We start from the raw sequence: 17,487 nt of genomic DNA on the forward strand, positions 1-17,487 counted from the left end.
CGTACGACTGCCAGCAGGTCATCCAGCGAAAGGCCCAGGCTTTTACGCAAGACGAGCACGATGGACTCCTGGGCCGGCGTCAGCGTGGTTTGCAGTCGATGAGGGGTATGGGAGGCGTCATGAACCGATGCACGCTTCTTCCAGCGAGCGATGGTGGAGACACTCACGCCAAAGCGCTGGGCCAGAACCCTCATGGGCTCCTTGCTGACCTGGATCTCGGCGCGGATCCTGGGTGTCGTGGTGGCGTTCTTGTGCAGCCTCAGATGCATCGTTTCAGCTCCAGCATGACCTCTCGCGCCAAGAGTAAACCACGGCGTGAACCAATTAACCAATCATCCGGGACACGACAGAGTATGCAAATGAGCAAGCAACAGGGTTTCACGCTGATCGAACTGATGATCGTCGTCGCGATCATCGGCATCCTGGCGGCCATCGCCATCCCGGCCTATCAGGACTACACCATCCGCTCGCAGGTCTCGGAAGGCCTGTCGCTGGCGGCTGCGCCAAAAACCGCAGTGGCCGAGTTCTTCAACAACCGCGGCACCTTCCCGGCCAACAACGCCTCGGCAGGCGTGGTCGGAGCTAAATCCATCACCGGCAACTACGTGAAGCAGGTGGAGATCACCAACGGCCTGATCACCATCACCTACGGCAACAAGGCCAACAGCAAGATCATCGACAACACGCTGCTGCTGTCGCCGCGTGACGCCGCGGGCGGCGTGGCCTGGACCTGCAAGACCGGCAGCCTGGCGGCCAAGTACGTGCCCTCGTCCTGCCGCTAAGACCATCGGTTTTGGACAATACCCGCAAAAGGGCCGCGCGAGCGGCCCTTTTTCGTGTGGCCCCGTTTGTGGATCCGTTCGGGCCAGGTCCGGCGGCAGCGGCCGAAACGAGCCTTGCAGGTCGCTGACAAATTTTGTCGCAAGCCGCCCTCCAGTGCCCGGCGCCGCCCGCGCGATCAGAGCAGGATGCTGTTTTTATTGGTTTTTCACCTGGCGCGGTTGTTGCTCGACACAGTGAGCCTGCGTTGGGGAGAGGAGCGATGAAGCCGACTCGACAGCCCGCCCGCGGTTTTACGCTGATCGAACTGATGATCGTCGTCGCGATCATCGGCATCCTGGCGGCCATCGCCATCCCGGCCTATCAGGACTACACCATTCGCTCGCAGGTGGCCGAGGGCCTGTCGCTCGCGTCCGGCGCCAAGGCTGCCGTTTGGGATTTCATGTCCAACACGGGCCGCACCCCGGCGACGAACGCCTCGGCTGGCCTGCCGAATGCGGCGTCGATCACCGGCAATTATGTGGCGTCGGTCACCGTTACCAACGGTGTCATCGAGGTGGCGTTCGGCCGCAAGGTCAATGCCAAGATCAATGGCCAGACGCTGCAACTCTCGCCGCGCAGCGAGGAAGGCAGTATCGTCTGGAGCTGCCGCGGTGGTACGCTGGCGGCGCGGTATCGGCCCAGTAGCTGTCGCTGAAGATAAGACCCGGCGCTGGATATCCACCCGCAGGGGCCGCATCGGCGGCCCTGATCGTTTTTCATTCCCGGTTTTGCATACCTGACCTCCGATACTTCCGTCCTGGCGATGCCGGCCCTGCCATCCGTGAACCCGCGCGCACGCTTTTGGGTTGGGCTTGCGCTGCTGCTGCTCGTCACCGCCGGCGTCTATGCGCCGGGCCTGCACGGCGATTTTCTGTTCGACGATGCGGCGAATCTCTCGGCGCTGGGGGACATGGGGGCGATCGACGATGCCGCGGCGCTGGCCCGGTATCTGACCTCGGGCACCGCCGATCCGACCGGGCGTCCGCTGGCCCTGCTCAGTTTTCTGCTCGATGCCCGCGACTGGCCGGCCGATCCCTATCCATTCAAGCGCACCAATCTGCTGCTGCACCTGCTGAACGTAGGTCTGCTGGCCGTGGTGCTGCGCGAGCTGATGCGCGGGATGCGGCCGGCCGCGGTAAGACCGGGCGAGGAGGACACCGTCGCCGTGCTGGGCGCCGCGCTCTGGGGCCTGCACCCGTTCCTGGTGTCCACCACGCTCTATGTCGTGCAGCGCGAGGCCATGCTGCCGGCCACGTTCACGCTGCTCGGTATCTGGGGTTGGAGCCGGGCGCGGCGCGATCTGGAGCAAGCCCCGGAGCGTGCCGCCATGCGCATGGCGGCATTCTTGATCGGCTGCACCGCGGCGGCGACGCTGTGCAAGGCCAATGGCGTGCTCCTGCCCGTGCTGATCGGCGCGCTGGAACTCACGGTGCTGCGCGCAACCCCGACCGATCCGCGCGCACAAGCCATTCTGCGCCGCACACGCCTGTTGCTGCTGGCGCTGCCGTCGCTCGCACTCACAGCGACCCTGCTCGCGATGGGCGTGCACGCCGCGATGTCGGATCTGTCGGCGTGGCGGCCGTGGACGCTCACCGAGCGCACTCTGACCCAGCCGCGGGTGTTGCTGGACTATTTGAGCCAGTTGCTGCTGCCACGGCCTTATACCAGCGGCCTGTTCAACGATGACTTTCCGGTCTCACATAGCCTCACTGCGCCGGTCACAACCCTGCCGGCACTGCTCGGCGTTGCGGGTCTGATCGCGCTGGCGCTGTGGCGGCGACGGCACTGGCCGGTGCTGTCCGCGGCCCTGCTGTTTTACTTCGGCGGACAGTCGATCGAATCGACGGTGATTCCGCTGGAGCTTTATTTCGAACACCGCAATTATCTGCCGGCGATGCTGCTGTTCTGGCCGCTGGCCCTGGGGCTGCAGCGGATCCGGCGCACGGATACCCAGCCCGCGGCGGTGCGCCGCGCAGCCGTTGCGGCCATGCTGCTGCTGCCAGTGGCGCTCGCCGTAATGACCGGGCTGCGCGCCGAGCTGTGGGGCAAGCCGCTGGAACAGGCCCTGGTCTGGGGTGCGCTGAGCCCGCATTCGCCACGCGCGCAGGCCTATGCGGCACAGGCGGAAATGGCCATGCAACGGCCGGATCTGGCCATCAGCCGGCTGACCGGTTTTGCCGCAAGAACCCCGCCCGACCTGCAGATCGCGCTGACTCTGATCGATGCCCACTGCCAGCTCGGTTCGGTGCCGCCTGCTGCACTGGAGATGGCGCGCGCCGCGATGCGGCAGACACGCGACACCGGCCGGCTGTTCGTGACCTGGGCTCTGGACAAGATCGAAACCCGGCCGTGTGCCGCGATCGACGCCTCCGTCATCGCCGAGCTGATCCGGCTCGGTCTGGAAAACCCGCGGCTTCAGGCCTCCCCGGCCCGGATTCAGGATCTACACCACCTGACTGGCCGGCTCGCGCTCGCCGCCGGCGATGCCAAGGCCGCGCTGAGCGCGTTCTCGTCGGCGATGGCGGTGATGCCACGGCCCACGCTCGCCGCCCGGCAGGCCGCCCTGCTCGGCCAGCACGGATTTCCGCAGCTCGGGTTGCAACATCTGGACGCATGGCAGGATAGCGTCCACGTTGCCGATACCTCGTGGGGCATGCGCCGCATCCATGCCTGGGTGCTGGCCACGCAACGGTACTGGGAACGCGAATTCGCCATCCTGCGCGAAACCCTGCTCGCCGATCTCGCCGCCACCGGAGACACGCCCTCATGACCCCGCCCTCTCCCCTGCTCCAGCGCGGCAGCCTGTGGATGGCCATCGCGATGCTGATCACCGCAGCGCTGTACTGGCCGGGCCTGCGTGGCGGGTATGTGTTCGACGACTATCCGAACATCGTCGACAACACCGCGCTGCAGATCGAATCGGTGAGCGTACCCGCGCTCGTCCGCGCCGCGCTCTCCTCGCCGTCGAGCGCGTTCAAGCGCCCGCTGGCTTCGGTGAGCTTTGCCTTGAACCACGCCTTCACCGGGCTCGATCCGTTCTGGATGAAGCTCACCAACCTCGCCCTGCATCTGCTCAACGGCGGACTGCTGTTCCTGCTCGGGTGCGCCCTGCTGCGCGCCGCCCGGCCACTCGCCGACGACGCCGCGGGCCGCCGCATGGCCGCCCTGCTCGCGGCCGCCTGGCTGCTGCTGCCGATCAACCTCACCGCCGTGCTTTACGTCGTGCAGCGCATGGAAAGCCTGGCGCAGATCTTCATCGTCCTCGGCCTGCTCGGCTACCTGCGCGGCCGCCGCGAAATGCAGACCGAGCCGTGGCGTGGCGCCGTCATGGCCGCGGCAAGCCTCGTCGTGATGACCGGCCTCGGCCTGCTGGCCAAGGAAACCGCCGTGCTGCTGCCGCTGCTCGCGTTCATCCTCGAATGGCTGGTGCTCGGCGGACTGAGCCGCGGCAGTGCCACGCGTACCCCATTGCTGCTGATCTTCGTCGGCGTGCTCGGTGTGCCGCTCGTCGTCGGCAGCCTGTGGGTCATCCCGATGGTGCTGGACCCGCAGATCTGGGTACACCGCGATTTCACGCTCGGGCAACGCCTGCTCACCGAGGCGCGCGTGCTCGTCGCCTACATCGCCTGGACCTTCATCCCCCTGCCCGGCTGGCTGTCGTTCTATCACGACCACTTCCCCGTCTCGACCGGGCTGACCCAGCCGTGGACCACCCTGCCGGCCCTGGTCGTGATCGCCGCATGGGCAGCGCTCATCTTCGTCGTGCGCCGACGCCGCCCGCTGCTCGCGCTCGGCCTGGCCTGGTATCTGGCCGCCCACAGCCTGACCGGTACGATCCTGCCGCTGGAACTGGTCTTCGAACACCGCAACTATTTCGCCAGCTATGCGCTGCTGCTCGCCGCGTTGCCGCTGCTGTGGCCGCTGCCGGACACATCCGCGGATGCGCAGTCCGTGCCGGAGCGCAGACCCACACAGCTTCTGGTCGGCGCGCTGCTCGTCTTCTGGTCGCTGTTCACCGCCCTGTCGGCTCTGGCCTGGAGCCACCCGCTGCGCCTCGCCGTGGAACTCGCCGGTCGGGCGCCGCATTCGCCGCGGGCGCAGTACGAACTCGGCCGCACCGCGCTGGTCCTGTCCGCCTATGACCCCCACTCGCCGCTGATCGAGACCGCGCAACAGGCCTTTGAAACCGCCGCGCGCCTGCCCGGCGCCTCGATCCTGCCGGAGCAGGCCCTGATCTACATGAACGCACGGATGAACAGACCGATCGCGGAGAACTGGTGGCAGCACATGTTCGAGAAAATCCGCGCCCATCCGCCGAGCGCCGAGGAAGACGGCGCGATCATGGCCCTGACCCGCTGCGCGCGCGATGGTGACTGCGCACTGCCGGTGGACAAGATGATCGAGCTCTACGCCACGGCCCTGAGTCACCCCAACCCGCGCGCGGGCCTGCTCATCGCCTACGGCGACTATGCCTGGAATGTGCTACACGACCCCGCACTGGCCGAACGCCTGGTCCGCGACGCGGTGGCACAGGCGCCGCACGAGCCTGCCTACCGCGTGACGCTGATCCAAATCCAGCTCGCAACCGGCGACATCACCGCGGCCACCGAGCAGCTCCGCGAACTGGAGCGCCTCAACCGATGGGGCACGCTCGATGAAGAGATCACCGCACTGCGCGCGGCCATGCCGGCCTCATGAGTCGGTGTCCACCATCGACCGCGTGGATACACTGCCCACCCCGCGCAGCGCACCGTCGAATACCGTGCTCCCACAACCCCGGCTCTCGACGCTGACCACCGACACCTTGGCAGTGACGGTCAGCACTCTGATCAGAACCGGGCTGCAGGCGGCGCTGCTGGTCGTCATCGCACGCGCGCTCGGCCCTCACCACTACGCCGCCTTGACCGCCCTGTTCGGCATCGCCATGGCCGTGGCCACGCTGTCGGCTGGCGGCGCCGCGGTCGTGATGGTCCGCGAAGTGGCCGCCCAGCGGCGCAGCCTCACCCAGGCCTGGACCCAGGCCCTGGGCTGTCTGCTCGTCAGCGCACCGCCGCTGAGTCTGTTAGCCATCGGCCTTGCCATCGGCCTGACACCGCCGGACACGGACCGGTGGGCGATCGCCGCCATCTGCGTTGCCGAGGTCGTCCTCACCCCATGGTGCACGATCTCGGCGGCGAGCTTTCAGGCGGCCGCGGCGATGCGGTCCTATGCAGCCCTGCTGGCACTGCCGGCCGCGGTACGGTTGATGGCCGGGTTCCTGCTGCTCGCACTCGCCCCTGCCGCGGAACACGCCTTGCAGACGTGGGCATTGCTCCACGTCCTGGCTTGCGCACTCGCCGCAATGTTGTGTCATGCCTTCGCGCGCCACCGGCACGGCCCTCTCGGACCCATCTCGGTAAGCGCCCTTTGGGACGAGCTGCGCAGCGGCTGGGGATTCGCCGCCGGTGGCACGGCACAGGCGACCTACGCCACGGTTGACAAAGTCATGGTCCTGCGCCTGTGCGAAAGCACCCAGGCCGGTGCCTATGCGATTGCCACCCGTCTGATGGAATTGGCCACGATTCCGGCATGGTCGGCTTCGGCCGCACTCGCACCGCGATTGTTCGGCCTGGCTCCGCCGCCACGTTGGCAGGCGCCGGCCTTGGTGATTGGCCCGGCGCTGGTCGCGGCCATGGGCGTGGCCCTGTTGGGCGCGTCGATCCCGTGGCTGTTCGGACCGGCCTATCAACAGGCCGCACACCTGACTGCGCTGCTTGCCGGCATGCCGGCCATCATCGCCCTGCGCATTTATCTGCAGCTACGCCTGAACACGGGCGGTCGGCAAACCGCAGCAGCCTCTGGACTGGCGATCGGCGCCTGTCTCAACCTCGGGTTTAATGCCGTGCTGTTACCCCGGATCGGAGTGTATGGCGCCGTACTGGCCCTGCTGTGCACCGAGGCCGCGGTCATCGTCCTCATGGCCATTACACTGCGTGCCAACCGCATCTCTTTACTCAACCACCGGCATCCGCATTGACATGACGTCGAGGCATTGGGAAGCGCATGAGCTGGAATCCGTTACACGGTGTCCGTACTGCCAGAGCGGACAGCGACGTATCGCCTATGCCGCGATTCCCGATCGCATCGGCACCACCCAGGGAACCTGGACCTATTGGGAGTGCCGTGACTGCCGCAGCCTTTACGTCAGTCCGCGCCCGACACCGACGACCATCGGTCGCGCCTATGCGCAGTACTACACCCACGACCAGTGCGATGAACGGCCCCGGCAAGGAGTGTTGGACCGCTGGGCCCTGTCGGTACGGCAGAGCTATCTCGCCCGGAAATTCGGTTTTGCCAAACCGAAGGGCAGCCGCTGGCGCTGGGTGCTCACCAACCGCGATGGCATCTTCCATCGCTGTTTCGGTGCCGACTGGTTCGACTTGTGCGCACCCCAGCACCTGTCCCTGCCTTCCGGCCCGGCACTACGAGCCTGTCTCGAAAACCTCGGCTTTGCGGTGCGTCGGCGTCAGCGTGGCGCACACGCGCAGTCGCACTGGCGTGCCTGCCAGGCGGTGCGGCGCGCGGACACCCGGGAGAACATCTACATCGCAAGCTTCACCGGACGCAAAACCGCCTGGGGGACTTTTTGGCTCGATGGCTTGCTCTGGCTTATCCCCGGCTGGCAGGGAGATCTGGTACTGCAATGCAGGAAAAACATGTGCAAGACATAAATCCGACCGTCTTCGCCTTCGGCGAAAACTGGCGACACTACGCCGACGGCATCGACGAACGGCACATCGAACAAGCCATCGCCGGGTTACGACGCCTCTTTGGCGATGCCCCGCTCACGGGCAAGCGCTTCCTCGACCTCGGATGCGGCTCGGGAATCCACGCCGCCGCTGCCGTCCGGCTCGGCGCGACGGTCACTGCGCTGGACCGGGATGCAACCTGCGTCGCTACCACGCGGGCGGTCTTGCAGCGGTTCTGCCCAGAACACACCGCCATCGTCGAACGAGCGGACATCCTCACGCTCACGCCCGAGACCTTCGGTCGCTTCGACTACGTCTATTCGTGGGGCGTGCTCCATCACACCGGCGACTTGCGCGGTGCCCTGCGTCGTGCCTGTGCCTTGGTCGCGCCGCAGGGCTTGCTCGCCATCGCGATCTACAAGAAAAGCTGGCTGTGCTGGGCCTGGGCGCTCGAAAAACGCTGGTACACCGAACGAGCCTCGCCCCGTGCCCGGCGCTGGGCACAGCGCCTCTACCAAGCCGCCTGGCGCCTCAACCTCACGCTCAAAGGCATCGACTACAACACCTATGTGCGTGAATATCCCCGCGCCCGTGGCATGCGGTTTGAAACCGACGTCGCCGACTGGCTGGGCGGGTGGCCGTATGAATCGGCGACGCGCAGCCAGATCGAAGCCTGGGTGGGCCGCGAGGGCTTCACGCTCGTGCATTGCAATGTCAGCCCCAGCCGCCTGGGCGGGCGCACGCTCGGGCTGTTCGGCACGCGCTGCGACGAATTCGTATTCCGCCGCAGCGATTCATCACCGTGACACCGTTCTGGGGAGCTTCACCTGTCGCCATCCTTGTTCCCGTGTCTAACCGTGAATCCGAGATGCACCCCGTCACCGGCCCGGCACGCCGTCCTCCACGGCCGCGACTGGGACTGCTGATGCCCGACTTCCGCGGCGGCGGTGCCGAACAGGTCATGGTGACGCTGGCCCAGGAGATTGCACGGCGCGGCTTCGACGTCTGCCTCGTGGTGCTGCGCGCGCACGGCCCACTCGCCGTCGACGGATCCGCGGCCGTGCATCAACACGTGCTCGATGCCCGCACTACCCGCGCCGCCGTCAGTGGCCTCCGGCGCTGGCTGCAGGCGTGGCAGCCGCAGGTGCTCTTGGTATCGCCCTCCCACCTGGGCTGGGCCGCGGCATGGGCCGCGCGCGCAACCACTACGCGGGTCTTCATCCGCGAAGCCAGTACGCTGTCCGCCGAACTCGCGGCCCTGCCCTGGACCCAGCGCTGGATCCGCCTGGCGGCGGAAAAATATCTGTGCCGGAATGTCCGGCGCGGCGCACTGTCGCACCGCGCCGCCGCCGATCTCGCCCACTGCCTGAGACTGCCGCCGGACCGCATCTGCGTGCTACCCAACCCGGTGATTTCGGCGACGCTGTGGCAGCGCGGAGCGCACCGGGTCGCGCAAACCCCGGCAGCGCTGGATCCAAACCGTCCGATGCGCTACTTGAGTGCCGGCCGGCTCGACCGTCAAAAAGGCATGGATGTGTTGATCCGCGCTTTTGCCGCCCTCAAGCCGCGCCCCGGCGACCGGCTGCTGATCGCCGGCGAAGGGGCCGAACGCCCCGCGCTGGAAGCGCTGGCGAACACTCTGGGCGTGGCGTCGCAAGTCGAATTCCTCGGCTATCGGGTCGATCTGATCGACCTCATGCTGGAGGCTTCGGCCTTCGTTCTGGCCTCGCGCTGGGAAGGCCTGCCCGGGGTTTTGATCCAGGCCTTGGCGAGCGGGCTCCCGGTGGTGGCGACCGACGCACCCGGTGGCGCGGCCGAAATCCTCGAGCAAGGCCGCTGGGGCAGGCTGGTGCCCGTGGAAGACGTGCATGCACTCTCCGCCGCAATGCAGGCGCTCAGGTACGAACGCCCCGGTCAACCGGACGATGCGTGGCGACAACGCTACGACATCGTCCACGCCACCGACCGTTATCTGGACTTCATGGATCTGCCATACCGCAACGGAGACTCCCGACCATGTGCGGAATAGCGGGAGTGCTACGCCCGCGGACGCCAGCCGGCGATGCGCAGGCCGATGCGGCGGCCGTGCGGCGCATGACGGCGGCGCTCGCGCACCGTGGACCGGATGGCGCGGGGCACTGGTTCGATGCCGAGGCCGGAATCGGCCTGGGACATCGACGGCTCGCGATCATCGACTTGTCCGAACAGGGTGCGCAGCCGATGGTGTCCGCCGATGGGCGCTGGGTATTGGCGTTCAACGGCGAGATTTACAACTTCCGGGATCTGCGCCAGAGGCTGGACACCGCCGGCCCGCATCCGTGGCGTGGGCATTCCGACACCGAGGTCCTGCTCGAAGCCATCGCTGCCTGGGGCCTGGAACCGACCCTGGAGCGCGTCGATGGAATGTTCGCGCTGGCCGTGTGGGATCGTGCACAGCAGACGCTGTATCTGGCCCGCGACCGCTTCGGAGAAAAGCCCTTGTACCTGGCCTGGGACGGCCGACGGCTGACGTTCGCCAGCCAGTTGCGGGCGCTCAGCCTCGCCGATACCGAACCCCGGGCGCCCGATCCTGCCGGGCTGCGCTGGCTGCTGCGGCTGGGGTACATCCCGGCGCCATGGACGCCGCTTGCCGGTGCGTTCAAGCTGCCGCCCGGCACCTTTTTGCGGGTCACGGCGGGCGATCCGCCGCCACGGGCCGCCGCCGAGCTCGCCGCGCGCTGCCAGCGCTACTGGGATGCAACGGCCTTCGCCCGGGTCTGTCGGACACAACCGCCATTGCAGGACCCTGCGCAAGCCCTGCATCTCATCGAGCGGCGTCTCGAAGAAGCGATTGCCAGACGCATGATCGCCGATGTCCCGCTCGGGGCTTTCCTGTCGGGCGGGATCGACTCCTCTCTGGTCGTTGCCCTGATGAGCAAACTCAGCCGGCGACCGGTGCGCACCTTCACCATCGGCTTCGACGATCCCGCCCTGGACGAGACCCTGCCTGCCGCGGAGGTGGCCTCGGCCCTGGGCAGCGAACACCACGCCGAACGTCTGCGCATCGAGGATGCCCTGGCCTTGCTGCCCCAACTCGATGGTGTCTATGACGAACCGCTCGCCGACCCTTCGCAGCTGCCGACGATCCTGCTGTGCCGTGTCGCACGCCGGCATGTGAAGGTCGCCCTGTCTGGCGACGGCGGCGACGAGCTGTTCTTCGGCTATCAACGGCAGTTCAATGCCCTGGCGCTGTGGCGCGTTCTGCGTCGCACTCCCCGGGGGATACGCCACGCCGCCGCGCAACTGTGCACGATGCTCGGGCGGATCGACACCGGGCATACGCGGCGGCACTGGCGCCGCGCGGCTTTTCTGCGCAGCGACAGCGCCGCGGCCCTGCACAGGGCGATGTCCGAGCACTGGGCCATGCCGCACGAAGACCCCACCGCACTGGCGACGGTGGCCGACCCGCGCCTCGACGACATGGCCAACATGCGGCTCTTCGACCAGACCTTCTACCTGCCAGGCGCGTTGATGCCGAAAAGCGACCGCGCATCGATGGCCGTCGGTCTGGAATTGCGCATGCCGTTCCTAGAAACCAGCGTGCTGGAAATGGCCTGGCGGATACCCGACACCCTGCTGTTCCGGCAAGGCCAGGGCAAATGGATTCTGCGGCAATTGCTCGCGCGCCATGTCCCGACAGCGATCGCCCAGCGCCGCAAGCAGGGTTTCGCCATTCCGCTGGCACGCTGGCTGCGCACCGAGCTGCGCGACTGGGGCACACGGCTGATCCACGAGGCACCGGACATGCCGGAACTGGGACTCGACCGCCGCGCCCTCAGGGGATTGTGGACGCATCACCTGCGCGGGCGAATCGATGCGAGCGATCCTTTGTGGACGGCATTGACGCTCCTGGCCTGGCTGCGTGCCAACCCGGCGACACGCCCGATCCCATGCGCATCCTGATCCTCTCCGACCTGCCGCCCTTCGTCCTCGGCGGCGCCGAACGGCAAGTCCTCCTGCTGGCGCAGGCCTGGCAGAGCGCCGGCCATCGTGTGCAAGTGCTCGCCCACCGCACGCCCAGCGGGGTGCACGCGGGGATTCCCGCACGCCATATCCCCCACTTGCGGCACGCCGGCCGGATCCTGCGTGCGGTGACGTTTGCGCTGGGCCTCGCCCTGCTGCTGCTGCGCGCGCAGCGCCGGGCGGATCTCCTCTACTGCCGGTTCTTCGCAGAAGCGACCTGGGTCTGCGTCGTGCTCAAGCGGTTGGGGTTGCTGCGGTTGCCACTGGTGGTAACGCCGGCCGCCGCGGGAGAAGGTCGGCACGCCGATTTCGCGCGGCTGCGCCGTCTATGGGGTCACCGTCTCCTGCTGCGCTGGGCGCGGCGCGAGGTCGATGCCTTCAATGCCATCTCCGAAGGCATCGCCCAGGCTCTCGCCGAGGCGGGCCTACCGGTTTCGGCGCGTATCCCCAACGGGGTGCGAATCGACGACGACCCCGTCCCGGAACCGGCCGCGTCCTACTGGCTGTTCGTGGGACGGCTCACGCCGCAAAAGGGGGTGGATGTCTTGCTCGCCGCACTGGCGCTACTGCGCGGGCAGGGTCAGCGTCTGACCCTGCGCATCGTCGGAGAAGGCCCGGCAGAAACGGCATTGCGGGACCAGTGCGCACGCCTTCGCCTGACCGATCAGGTCCATTTCCTCGGGCGTCTGCCGCATGCCGATATCCTCGGCTTGCTGCCGCAGGCCAGAGCGCTGGTTCTGCCTTCGCGCTATGAGGGTCTCTCCAACGCCGCGCTCGAAGCCCTGGCCGCCGGAACACCGGTGATCGCCACGCCTTGCGGCGGCATCGACCGTTATCTCGACGAAAACACCGGCTGGGTCTGCGCGGCCACGCCCGATGCGCTGGCCGCCGCGCTGGCCGCCAGCGCGGCGGAATCACCGGCGCGTCACCAGCAGCGGCGTCACCACTGCCGGGCGCTGGCACGGACGCACTTCTCGATCACGGCCTGCGCCGATGCCCATCTGCTGCTGTTCGAGCGGCTGTGCCGCGCCGCGCCAGGGCCCGCTCGTACAGGCCGATGTAACGATCGACCATCGCATCGAGGCTGAAACCGTCACGCTGCCGCGCACGAGCCCCGGCGGACAGCGCCGCCCACAACGCCGGCTCATCTCGCAGCCGCCGTATGGCCGCGGCGAGTGCCTGCGCATCGTCGGGCGGGACCAGTAAACCGCTGACGCCGTCTTCGATGATCTCGACCACCGAGGATGCAGTGGTGGCAACCACCGGCAGACCATGGCTCATGGCTTCCAGGGGCACCAAGGGCAAGCCTTCGTGCCGCGAAGGGAAGACCAGCACGTCCGCTGCGCGGTACACCTCGGCCATTGCCGCTGCGCCGTCGATGCGCGGCAGCGCCCGCGCATTGGCCGGCAAGTTCACGCCAGCCGTACCGCCATGCCGGTCCACGGTATAGATCAACTCGAAGCCCTCGCCGAGCGCCGCCAACATCGGCGGCAACAGGTCCACGCCCTTGCGGCGACTCCAGTTCCCGCAATACAGCACCCTGAACGTGCGTCCCGGCGGTCGCATCGGCGCGGCGGTGAACGGCATATTCGCCACACCATTGTGGACGACGACCGGCACGATGCCCGGAAAAGCGCGGCGCACTTCCTCCGCCGTCGCCCGGCTCACCGCTGCCACCACATCGGCCTGCGCGAGCAGCGCGCGCTCCTGCGGGTAGATCTTCCAGCGATGATAGAGGCGCTGCAGCCACGGTTTGCGCAGATCGCCGAATGCCGTATGCACGCACAAATGCACGGTCGCGACGAGTGGCAGATCCTGTGGCACGAAGCGCGGGGATAGCCAGGATGCGACGTGCACGACCGACACCCAGTCAGGCACCCGCGGGCGCGGCACCGACTGCGGCGCATACTCCGCCCGATGCGGCAGCCAGCTTATCTCGGCGCGGATGCCGCGTTGCAGAAGACCATCTGCGAGCTGCTCCGTGAACCGATCGGTCCCGGTCGCGGTGCGTACCGCAGGCAGCCAGACGCCCAGCGGCCGTGTTTTGCTCATCCCAGACCGGACAGATAGCGGACGATACGCGCCGAGGGCCCGGGATCCGCCGGCCACCGCGGCGGGCGGCGCAGGGCCGCAGGGCCGTCATTGCACACCCAGTCTACGAGATCGGCGGGCAGATCACGTTCCATGAGCGCGTTGGCTCCCAGCCCGTCCTGGCGCTCGGTCGTCTGCCGCATGATGACGGTCGGAACACCCAGGCATGCCAGCTCCTCCTGATTGGAACCGCCATCGGTGAGCACGCATTCGGCCTCCGCCGCCATACACAGAAAGGCGCGATACCCCATCCGCGGATAGCGCCGCAGACGCGGCAGGCGATCGAACACGGCCGGCCAGCGCGAACGCTCCAGCCGCTTGTGCGTGGCCGGATGCAACACGAAGTGGACGTCGCGGTGCTCGGCCAATGCGGCCACTGTCCCCATCAGCCGGTCGAAGCGGCGCGCGCTGTAAAGATTCTGGAACCGGTGCAGGGACACCAGCACGCCCTGCCCCGACGGACACATGGCGCGTTGCAGTGCGCCGGTCATGCGCACGGCATCGAGAATGGTGTTGCCCTGGGTTTCGACGACCTCGCAGCGATACCGGCGCATCTGCATGGCTTCGCGCGGCCCGGGGCAGAACGCCACGTCCGTGAGGCGGAAAACGAGCCGGCGCGTGAGCTCCTCGGGGAACGGATCGAGCAGCTGGGCGGATGTCAGGCCGCTCTCCACGTGCAGCACGCGCGCCCCGACCCTGCGCGCGGCCAGCGCGCCCAGCAGGGTCGACAGGGTATCGCCGTGGACGAGGACATCGAGCGCGCCCTCGATCCGTTGCAATGCGCGCAGCTCGCGAATCAGCCCGGCCAGCGCCCGCGGTGCGAAGCCGAGCAGGGCGCCGACGGTCGCATTCTCTCCGGCCGGTACGGCCGCGCGCCGCGGTGCGGCAATGGCGAACTCGTGCAACAGATCATCCATGGTGTCGCGATGCTGCCCGGTCATCAACAGATGCGTGGGGAGCCCGGCTTGCTCGCAGGCGCGGATCACGGGCGCGACCTTGATCAGCTGGGCCCGCGTGCCGATCACGAAAACCACGGATGCCGATGTCATCGAGTGCCTTGTGCGTTCAACGCGCTTGGGTGGGTGCACTCAGTCGGATCTCCGGCTATAGACCAGCGCGGTGATCTGCTCCGATACCAGACCGATGAGAAACACAATCACCGCGGCGCTGAGCAGCAGCGTGCTCATGTTGGTGAATCGCCCCATGGTCATGTAGGTGTACGCGTAATATCCGGCACCGAGAACAAAGAAGAGAAACGACGCGGGCACGAACAGTTTCAAGGGCGAATACAGCGTCGCGATCTTGAAGATGATCAGCAAGAACCGCACACCGTCCTTGAATGGACGGATGTGGCTGGACGTGCCGACACGCCGGTACACGGGAATCGGTTCATACGCCACTGTGTAGGCGCTGCGGAAGAACGCCATCGTGATCGTGGTCGGATAGGAAAATCCGTTGGGCAGCAGGTGCAGGAATTCCCGGAACTTGTCGGCCCGGACCGCGCGAAAGCCGGAGGTCAGGTCGGCGATCCGGTGGCCGGTCACCCACGAGGCGATGCGGTTGTACAGCCCGTTGGCAACGCCGCGATGGAGATTGGCCTGGCCATCGCGGCCGCGTGCGCCAACGACCATGTCATAGCCCTCGTCCAGACGCGCGAGCAGTCGCGCGATCAGCGCGGGGTCGTGCTGGCCGTCGGCGTCCATGAAGACGAGGATCTCCCCGCGTGCGGCGCGGGCACCGCGCTTGATCGCGGCGCCGTTGCCCATCGAGTAGGGCGAAGACAGGCAGATGACGCCCTGCTGCGCACAAAGACTGCGGGTTGCGTCGGTGGAACCGTCGTCGACGACGATGATCTCGGCATCCGGCTGGGCCGCGCGCAGCCGCGGGAGCAGCTCGACGAGCGCCTGCGCCTCGTTCTTGGCGGGCAGAATGATGCTGATGGTGCTCAAGCGGTGAGTCCGTCCGGGTGGTCCATGCGGCAGGCCGTATTGTGGCCGATCCGGATGCGCTTGCGTGACCACACCACGCGCCGGCAGCACGATTGACGACGGTCCGCAAGCCCCTATAGTGAGGGGTATCCAACCCTCATGTGAGCGATGGCTACACCCGCTACACCTGGCAGCGTTTTCCTGGGCGGTCTGGCGCGACGGCTGGTCGCCGACGGTTTGTTGACCGAGGAGGTGGCGCGCGCGCATCAGCAAAAAGCGCTCAAGACCGGCGTTCCTTTCGTCTCGGTGCTGGTCGAATCCAAGGCGGTCAGCCCGCAGATCATCGCCGAAACCGCGAGCGTGGAATTCGGGGTGCCCCTGCTCGATCTGAGCGCAGTCGAGATCGACCCCGCATTGGTCAGGGAAGTCAGCGAAAAAGTGCTGCGCAAGGCGCACGCGCTACCGCTGTTCAAGCGCGCCAAGAAGATGTACGTGGCGGTTTCCGATCCCACGAATCTGCAGGCGCTCGACGAAATCAAGTTCGCCACCGGCCACCAGACCGAGCCCATTCTCGTCACCGAGGACAAGCTGGCCAAGGCGCTCGAATCGGCGATCCAGCAGGCCGAATCCCAGCAGATGAACCTGGGCGATGCCGATCTCGAGAATCTCGAGGTGGTCGAGGGTGGGGATACCGAGGGCGGCGGTGTCGATATCACCAAAGCGGATGCCGAGGATGCGCCGATCATCCGCTACGTCAACAAGATCCTCGTCGATGCCATCCAGCAGGGCGCTTCGGATATCCATTTCGAGCCTTACGAAAAAAGCTACCGGATCCGGTATCGCAAGGATGGCGAGCTCAAGACCGTCGCCACCCCGCCGGTGACCCAGGCCGGGCGGCTCGCCGCGCGCATCAAGGTCATGTCGCGCCTGGATCTCGCCGAGCGGCGCATCCCCCAGGACGGGCGCATCAAGCTGTATCTATCGAAAACCAAGGCCATCGACTTCCGCGTCAGCACCTGCCCGACGCTGTTCGGTGAAAAAATCGTCTGCCGCATCCTCGATCCTTCCAGTGCCCAGCTGGGCATCGACGCACTGGGCTACGAGCCCGAACAAAAAGAAGCCTATCTGCGGGCCCTGCAGAAGCCACAGGGCATGATCCTGGTGACGGGACCGACCGGCTCGGGCAAGACGGTGTCGCTGTACACCGGTCTGAACATCCTCAACACCGAGGACATCAACATCTCGACGGCGGAAGATCCCGCGGAAATCAATCTGCCCGGCATCAACCAGGTCAACGTCAACCCCAAGGTGGGACTGACCTTTGCCGCGGCGCTCAAATCCTTCCTGCGCCAGGATCCCGACGTGATCATGGTCGGCGAGATCCGCGATCTGGAAACGGCCGAGATCGCGATCAAGGCGGCGCAGACCGGCCACCTGGTGCTCTCCACGCTGCATACCAATGACGCCCCGCAGACCATCGTGCGTCTGATGAACATGGGCGTGCCGGCCTACAACCTCGCCTCGACGCTGACGCTGATCATCGCCCAGCGGCTGGCGCGCAAGCTCTGCAAGAACTGCTGCCGGCCGGCGGAGATTCCCAAGGCGGAACTGATCCGCCAGGGGTTCACCGAGGAAGAGGTCAACACCCCCGGCTTTACCATCTATCAGGCCGTGGGTTGCGATCAGTGCGACCACAGCGGCTACAAGGGCCGTACGGGCATTTATCAGGTCATGCCGTTCTCGGAGGCCATGGGGCGCATCATCATGGAGGGCGGCAATGCGATCGACATCGCCGACCAGGCACGCAGAGAGGGTATTTCCGACCTGCGGCAGTCGGCGCTGCGCAAGGTCAAGGCGGGCATCATCGACCTGGTACAGGCCAACGCCTGTACCATGGGTGATTGAACACAGGCTGC

General features: G+C 66.8%; 14 protein-coding genes and 1 pseudogene. 11 read left to right on the forward strand and 4 right to left on the reverse strand.

Features of this window, described 5'->3' with window-relative positions; translation table 11 throughout:
- A pseudogene (locus tag BMZ48_RS10715) lies at positions 1-269 on the reverse strand (IS481 family transposase); the annotation flags it as partial.
- Between the two features lie 84 nt (positions 270-353).
- Between BMZ48_RS10715 and BMZ48_RS10720 the strand changes: the two are divergent.
- From BMZ48_RS10720 to BMZ48_RS10765, 10 genes are all read left to right on the forward strand, one after another.
- Complete coding sequence (locus BMZ48_RS10720) at positions 354-782, forward strand: pilin (RefSeq protein ID WP_091534967.1); 429 nt, start codon at positions 354-356, stop codon at positions 780-782.
- A gap of 260 nt (positions 783-1,042) precedes the next feature.
- Positions 1,043-1,477, forward strand: coding sequence for a pilin (locus BMZ48_RS10725; protein ID WP_091534969.1), 435 nt, complete (start codon positions 1,043-1,045; stop codon positions 1,475-1,477).
- Between the two features lie 108 nt (positions 1,478-1,585).
- Positions 1,586-3,592, forward strand: a complete 2,007-nt coding sequence (locus BMZ48_RS10730; RefSeq protein WP_091534972.1) for a hypothetical protein — start codon at positions 1,586-1,588, stop codon at positions 3,590-3,592.
- Positions 3,589-5,520, forward strand: a complete 1,932-nt coding sequence (locus tag BMZ48_RS10735; RefSeq protein ID WP_200769600.1) for a tetratricopeptide repeat protein — start codon at positions 3,589-3,591, stop codon at positions 5,518-5,520. The genes BMZ48_RS10730 and BMZ48_RS10735 overlap by 4 nt, the downstream gene beginning before the upstream one ends.
- A 4-nt stretch (positions 5,521-5,524) precedes the next feature.
- A complete protein-coding gene (locus BMZ48_RS10740; protein WP_159431157.1) occupies positions 5,525-6,838 on the forward strand; it encodes a lipopolysaccharide biosynthesis protein in 1,314 nt (437 codons plus the stop codon).
- 1 nt (position 6,839) lies between these two features.
- Positions 6,840-7,532, forward strand: a complete 693-nt coding sequence (locus BMZ48_RS10745; RefSeq protein WP_091534977.1) for a hypothetical protein — start codon at positions 6,840-6,842, stop codon at positions 7,530-7,532.
- On the forward strand, positions 7,520-8,356 hold the full coding sequence (locus BMZ48_RS10750) for a class I SAM-dependent methyltransferase (protein ID WP_234981612.1): 837 nt from the start codon (positions 7,520-7,522) through the stop codon (positions 8,354-8,356). Before BMZ48_RS10745 ends, BMZ48_RS10750 begins: the two co-directional genes overlap by 13 nt.
- A 119-nt stretch (positions 8,357-8,475) precedes the next feature.
- Complete coding sequence (locus tag BMZ48_RS10755; RefSeq protein WP_159431158.1) at positions 8,476-9,579, forward strand: glycosyltransferase; 1,104 nt, start codon at positions 8,476-8,478, stop codon at positions 9,577-9,579.
- On the forward strand, positions 9,567-11,492 hold the full coding sequence (gene asnB / locus BMZ48_RS10760) for an asparagine synthase (glutamine-hydrolyzing) (protein ID WP_091534987.1): 1,926 nt from the start codon (positions 9,567-9,569) through the stop codon (positions 11,490-11,492). The genes BMZ48_RS10755 and asnB overlap by 13 nt, the downstream gene beginning before the upstream one ends.
- Complete coding sequence (locus BMZ48_RS10765; protein WP_091534990.1) at positions 11,480-12,640, forward strand: glycosyltransferase family 4 protein; 1,161 nt, start codon at positions 11,480-11,482, stop codon at positions 12,638-12,640. The genes asnB and BMZ48_RS10765 overlap by 13 nt, the downstream gene beginning before the upstream one ends.
- Here BMZ48_RS10765 and BMZ48_RS10770 read toward each other — a convergent pair.
- Genes BMZ48_RS10770 through BMZ48_RS10780 form a run of 3 tightly spaced genes read right to left on the reverse strand, consistent with a single transcriptional unit; the run spans position 12,531 to position 15,592 of the window.
- Positions 12,531-13,604, reverse strand: coding sequence for a glycosyltransferase family 4 protein (locus tag BMZ48_RS10770; RefSeq protein WP_091534992.1), 1,074 nt, complete (start codon positions 13,602-13,604; stop codon positions 12,531-12,533). The two genes, BMZ48_RS10765 and BMZ48_RS10770, sit on opposite strands and share 110 nt — an antisense overlap.
- Positions 13,601-14,692, reverse strand: a complete 1,092-nt coding sequence (locus tag BMZ48_RS10775) for a UDP-N-acetylglucosamine 2-epimerase (protein WP_091534995.1) — start codon at positions 14,690-14,692, stop codon at positions 13,601-13,603. The genes BMZ48_RS10770 and BMZ48_RS10775 overlap by 4 nt, the downstream gene beginning before the upstream one ends.
- Positions 14,693-14,731: 39 nt before the next feature.
- Positions 14,732-15,592, reverse strand: a complete 861-nt coding sequence (locus BMZ48_RS10780) for a glycosyltransferase family 2 protein (RefSeq protein ID WP_091534997.1) — start codon at positions 15,590-15,592, stop codon at positions 14,732-14,734.
- Positions 15,593-15,739: 147 nt separating this feature from the next.
- Here BMZ48_RS10780 and pilB point away from each other — a divergent pair, with 147 nt between their 5' ends.
- Positions 15,740-17,476 (forward strand): type IV-A pilus assembly ATPase PilB, encoded by a 1,737-nt coding sequence (gene pilB / locus BMZ48_RS10785; protein WP_200769601.1) that lies wholly within the window; start codon positions 15,740-15,742, stop codon positions 17,474-17,476.
- The last annotated feature ends 11 nt before the right edge of the window (positions 17,477-17,487 follow it).

It is taken from the genome of Fontimonas thermophila (genome assembly GCF_900113085.1).
GTDB lineage: Bacteria > Pseudomonadota > Gammaproteobacteria > Nevskiales > Nevskiaceae > Solimonas > Solimonas thermophila.

Excerpts from the sequence above, each read along its gene's own strand:
- BMZ48_RS10720 (WP_091534967.1), top strand. The coding sequence starts at position 354 with ATGCAAATGAGCAAGCAACAGGGTTTCACGCTGATCGAACTGATGATC.
- BMZ48_RS10755 (WP_159431158.1), top strand. The coding sequence starts at position 8,476 with ATGCCCGACTTCCGCGGCGGCGGTGCCGAACAGGTCATGGTGACGCTG.
- BMZ48_RS10765 (WP_091534990.1), top strand. The coding sequence starts at position 11,480 with ATGCGCATCCTGATCCTCTCCGACCTGCCGCCCTTCGTCCTCGGCGGC.
- BMZ48_RS10725 (WP_091534969.1), top strand. The coding sequence starts at position 1,043 with ATGAAGCCGACTCGACAGCCCGCCCGCGGTTTTACGCTGATCGAACTG.
- BMZ48_RS10770 (WP_091534992.1), bottom strand. The coding sequence starts at position 13,604 with ATGAGCAAAACACGGCCGCTGGGCGTCTGGCTGCCTGCGGTACGCACC.
- BMZ48_RS10735 (WP_200769600.1), top strand. The coding sequence starts at position 3,589 with ATGACCCCGCCCTCTCCCCTGCTCCAGCGCGGCAGCCTGTGGATGGCC.
- BMZ48_RS10775 (WP_091534995.1), bottom strand. The coding sequence starts at position 14,692 with ATGACATCGGCATCCGTGGTTTTCGTGATCGGCACGCGGGCCCAGCTG.
- BMZ48_RS10745 (WP_091534977.1), top strand. The coding sequence starts at position 6,840 with ATGACGTCGAGGCATTGGGAAGCGCATGAGCTGGAATCCGTTACACGG.
- asnB (WP_091534987.1), top strand. The coding sequence starts at position 9,567 with ATGTGCGGAATAGCGGGAGTGCTACGCCCGCGGACGCCAGCCGGCGAT.
- BMZ48_RS10730 (WP_091534972.1), top strand. The coding sequence starts at position 1,586 with ATGCCGGCCCTGCCATCCGTGAACCCGCGCGCACGCTTTTGGGTTGGG.
- pilB (WP_200769601.1), top strand. The coding sequence starts at position 15,740 with ATGGCTACACCCGCTACACCTGGCAGCGTTTTCCTGGGCGGTCTGGCG.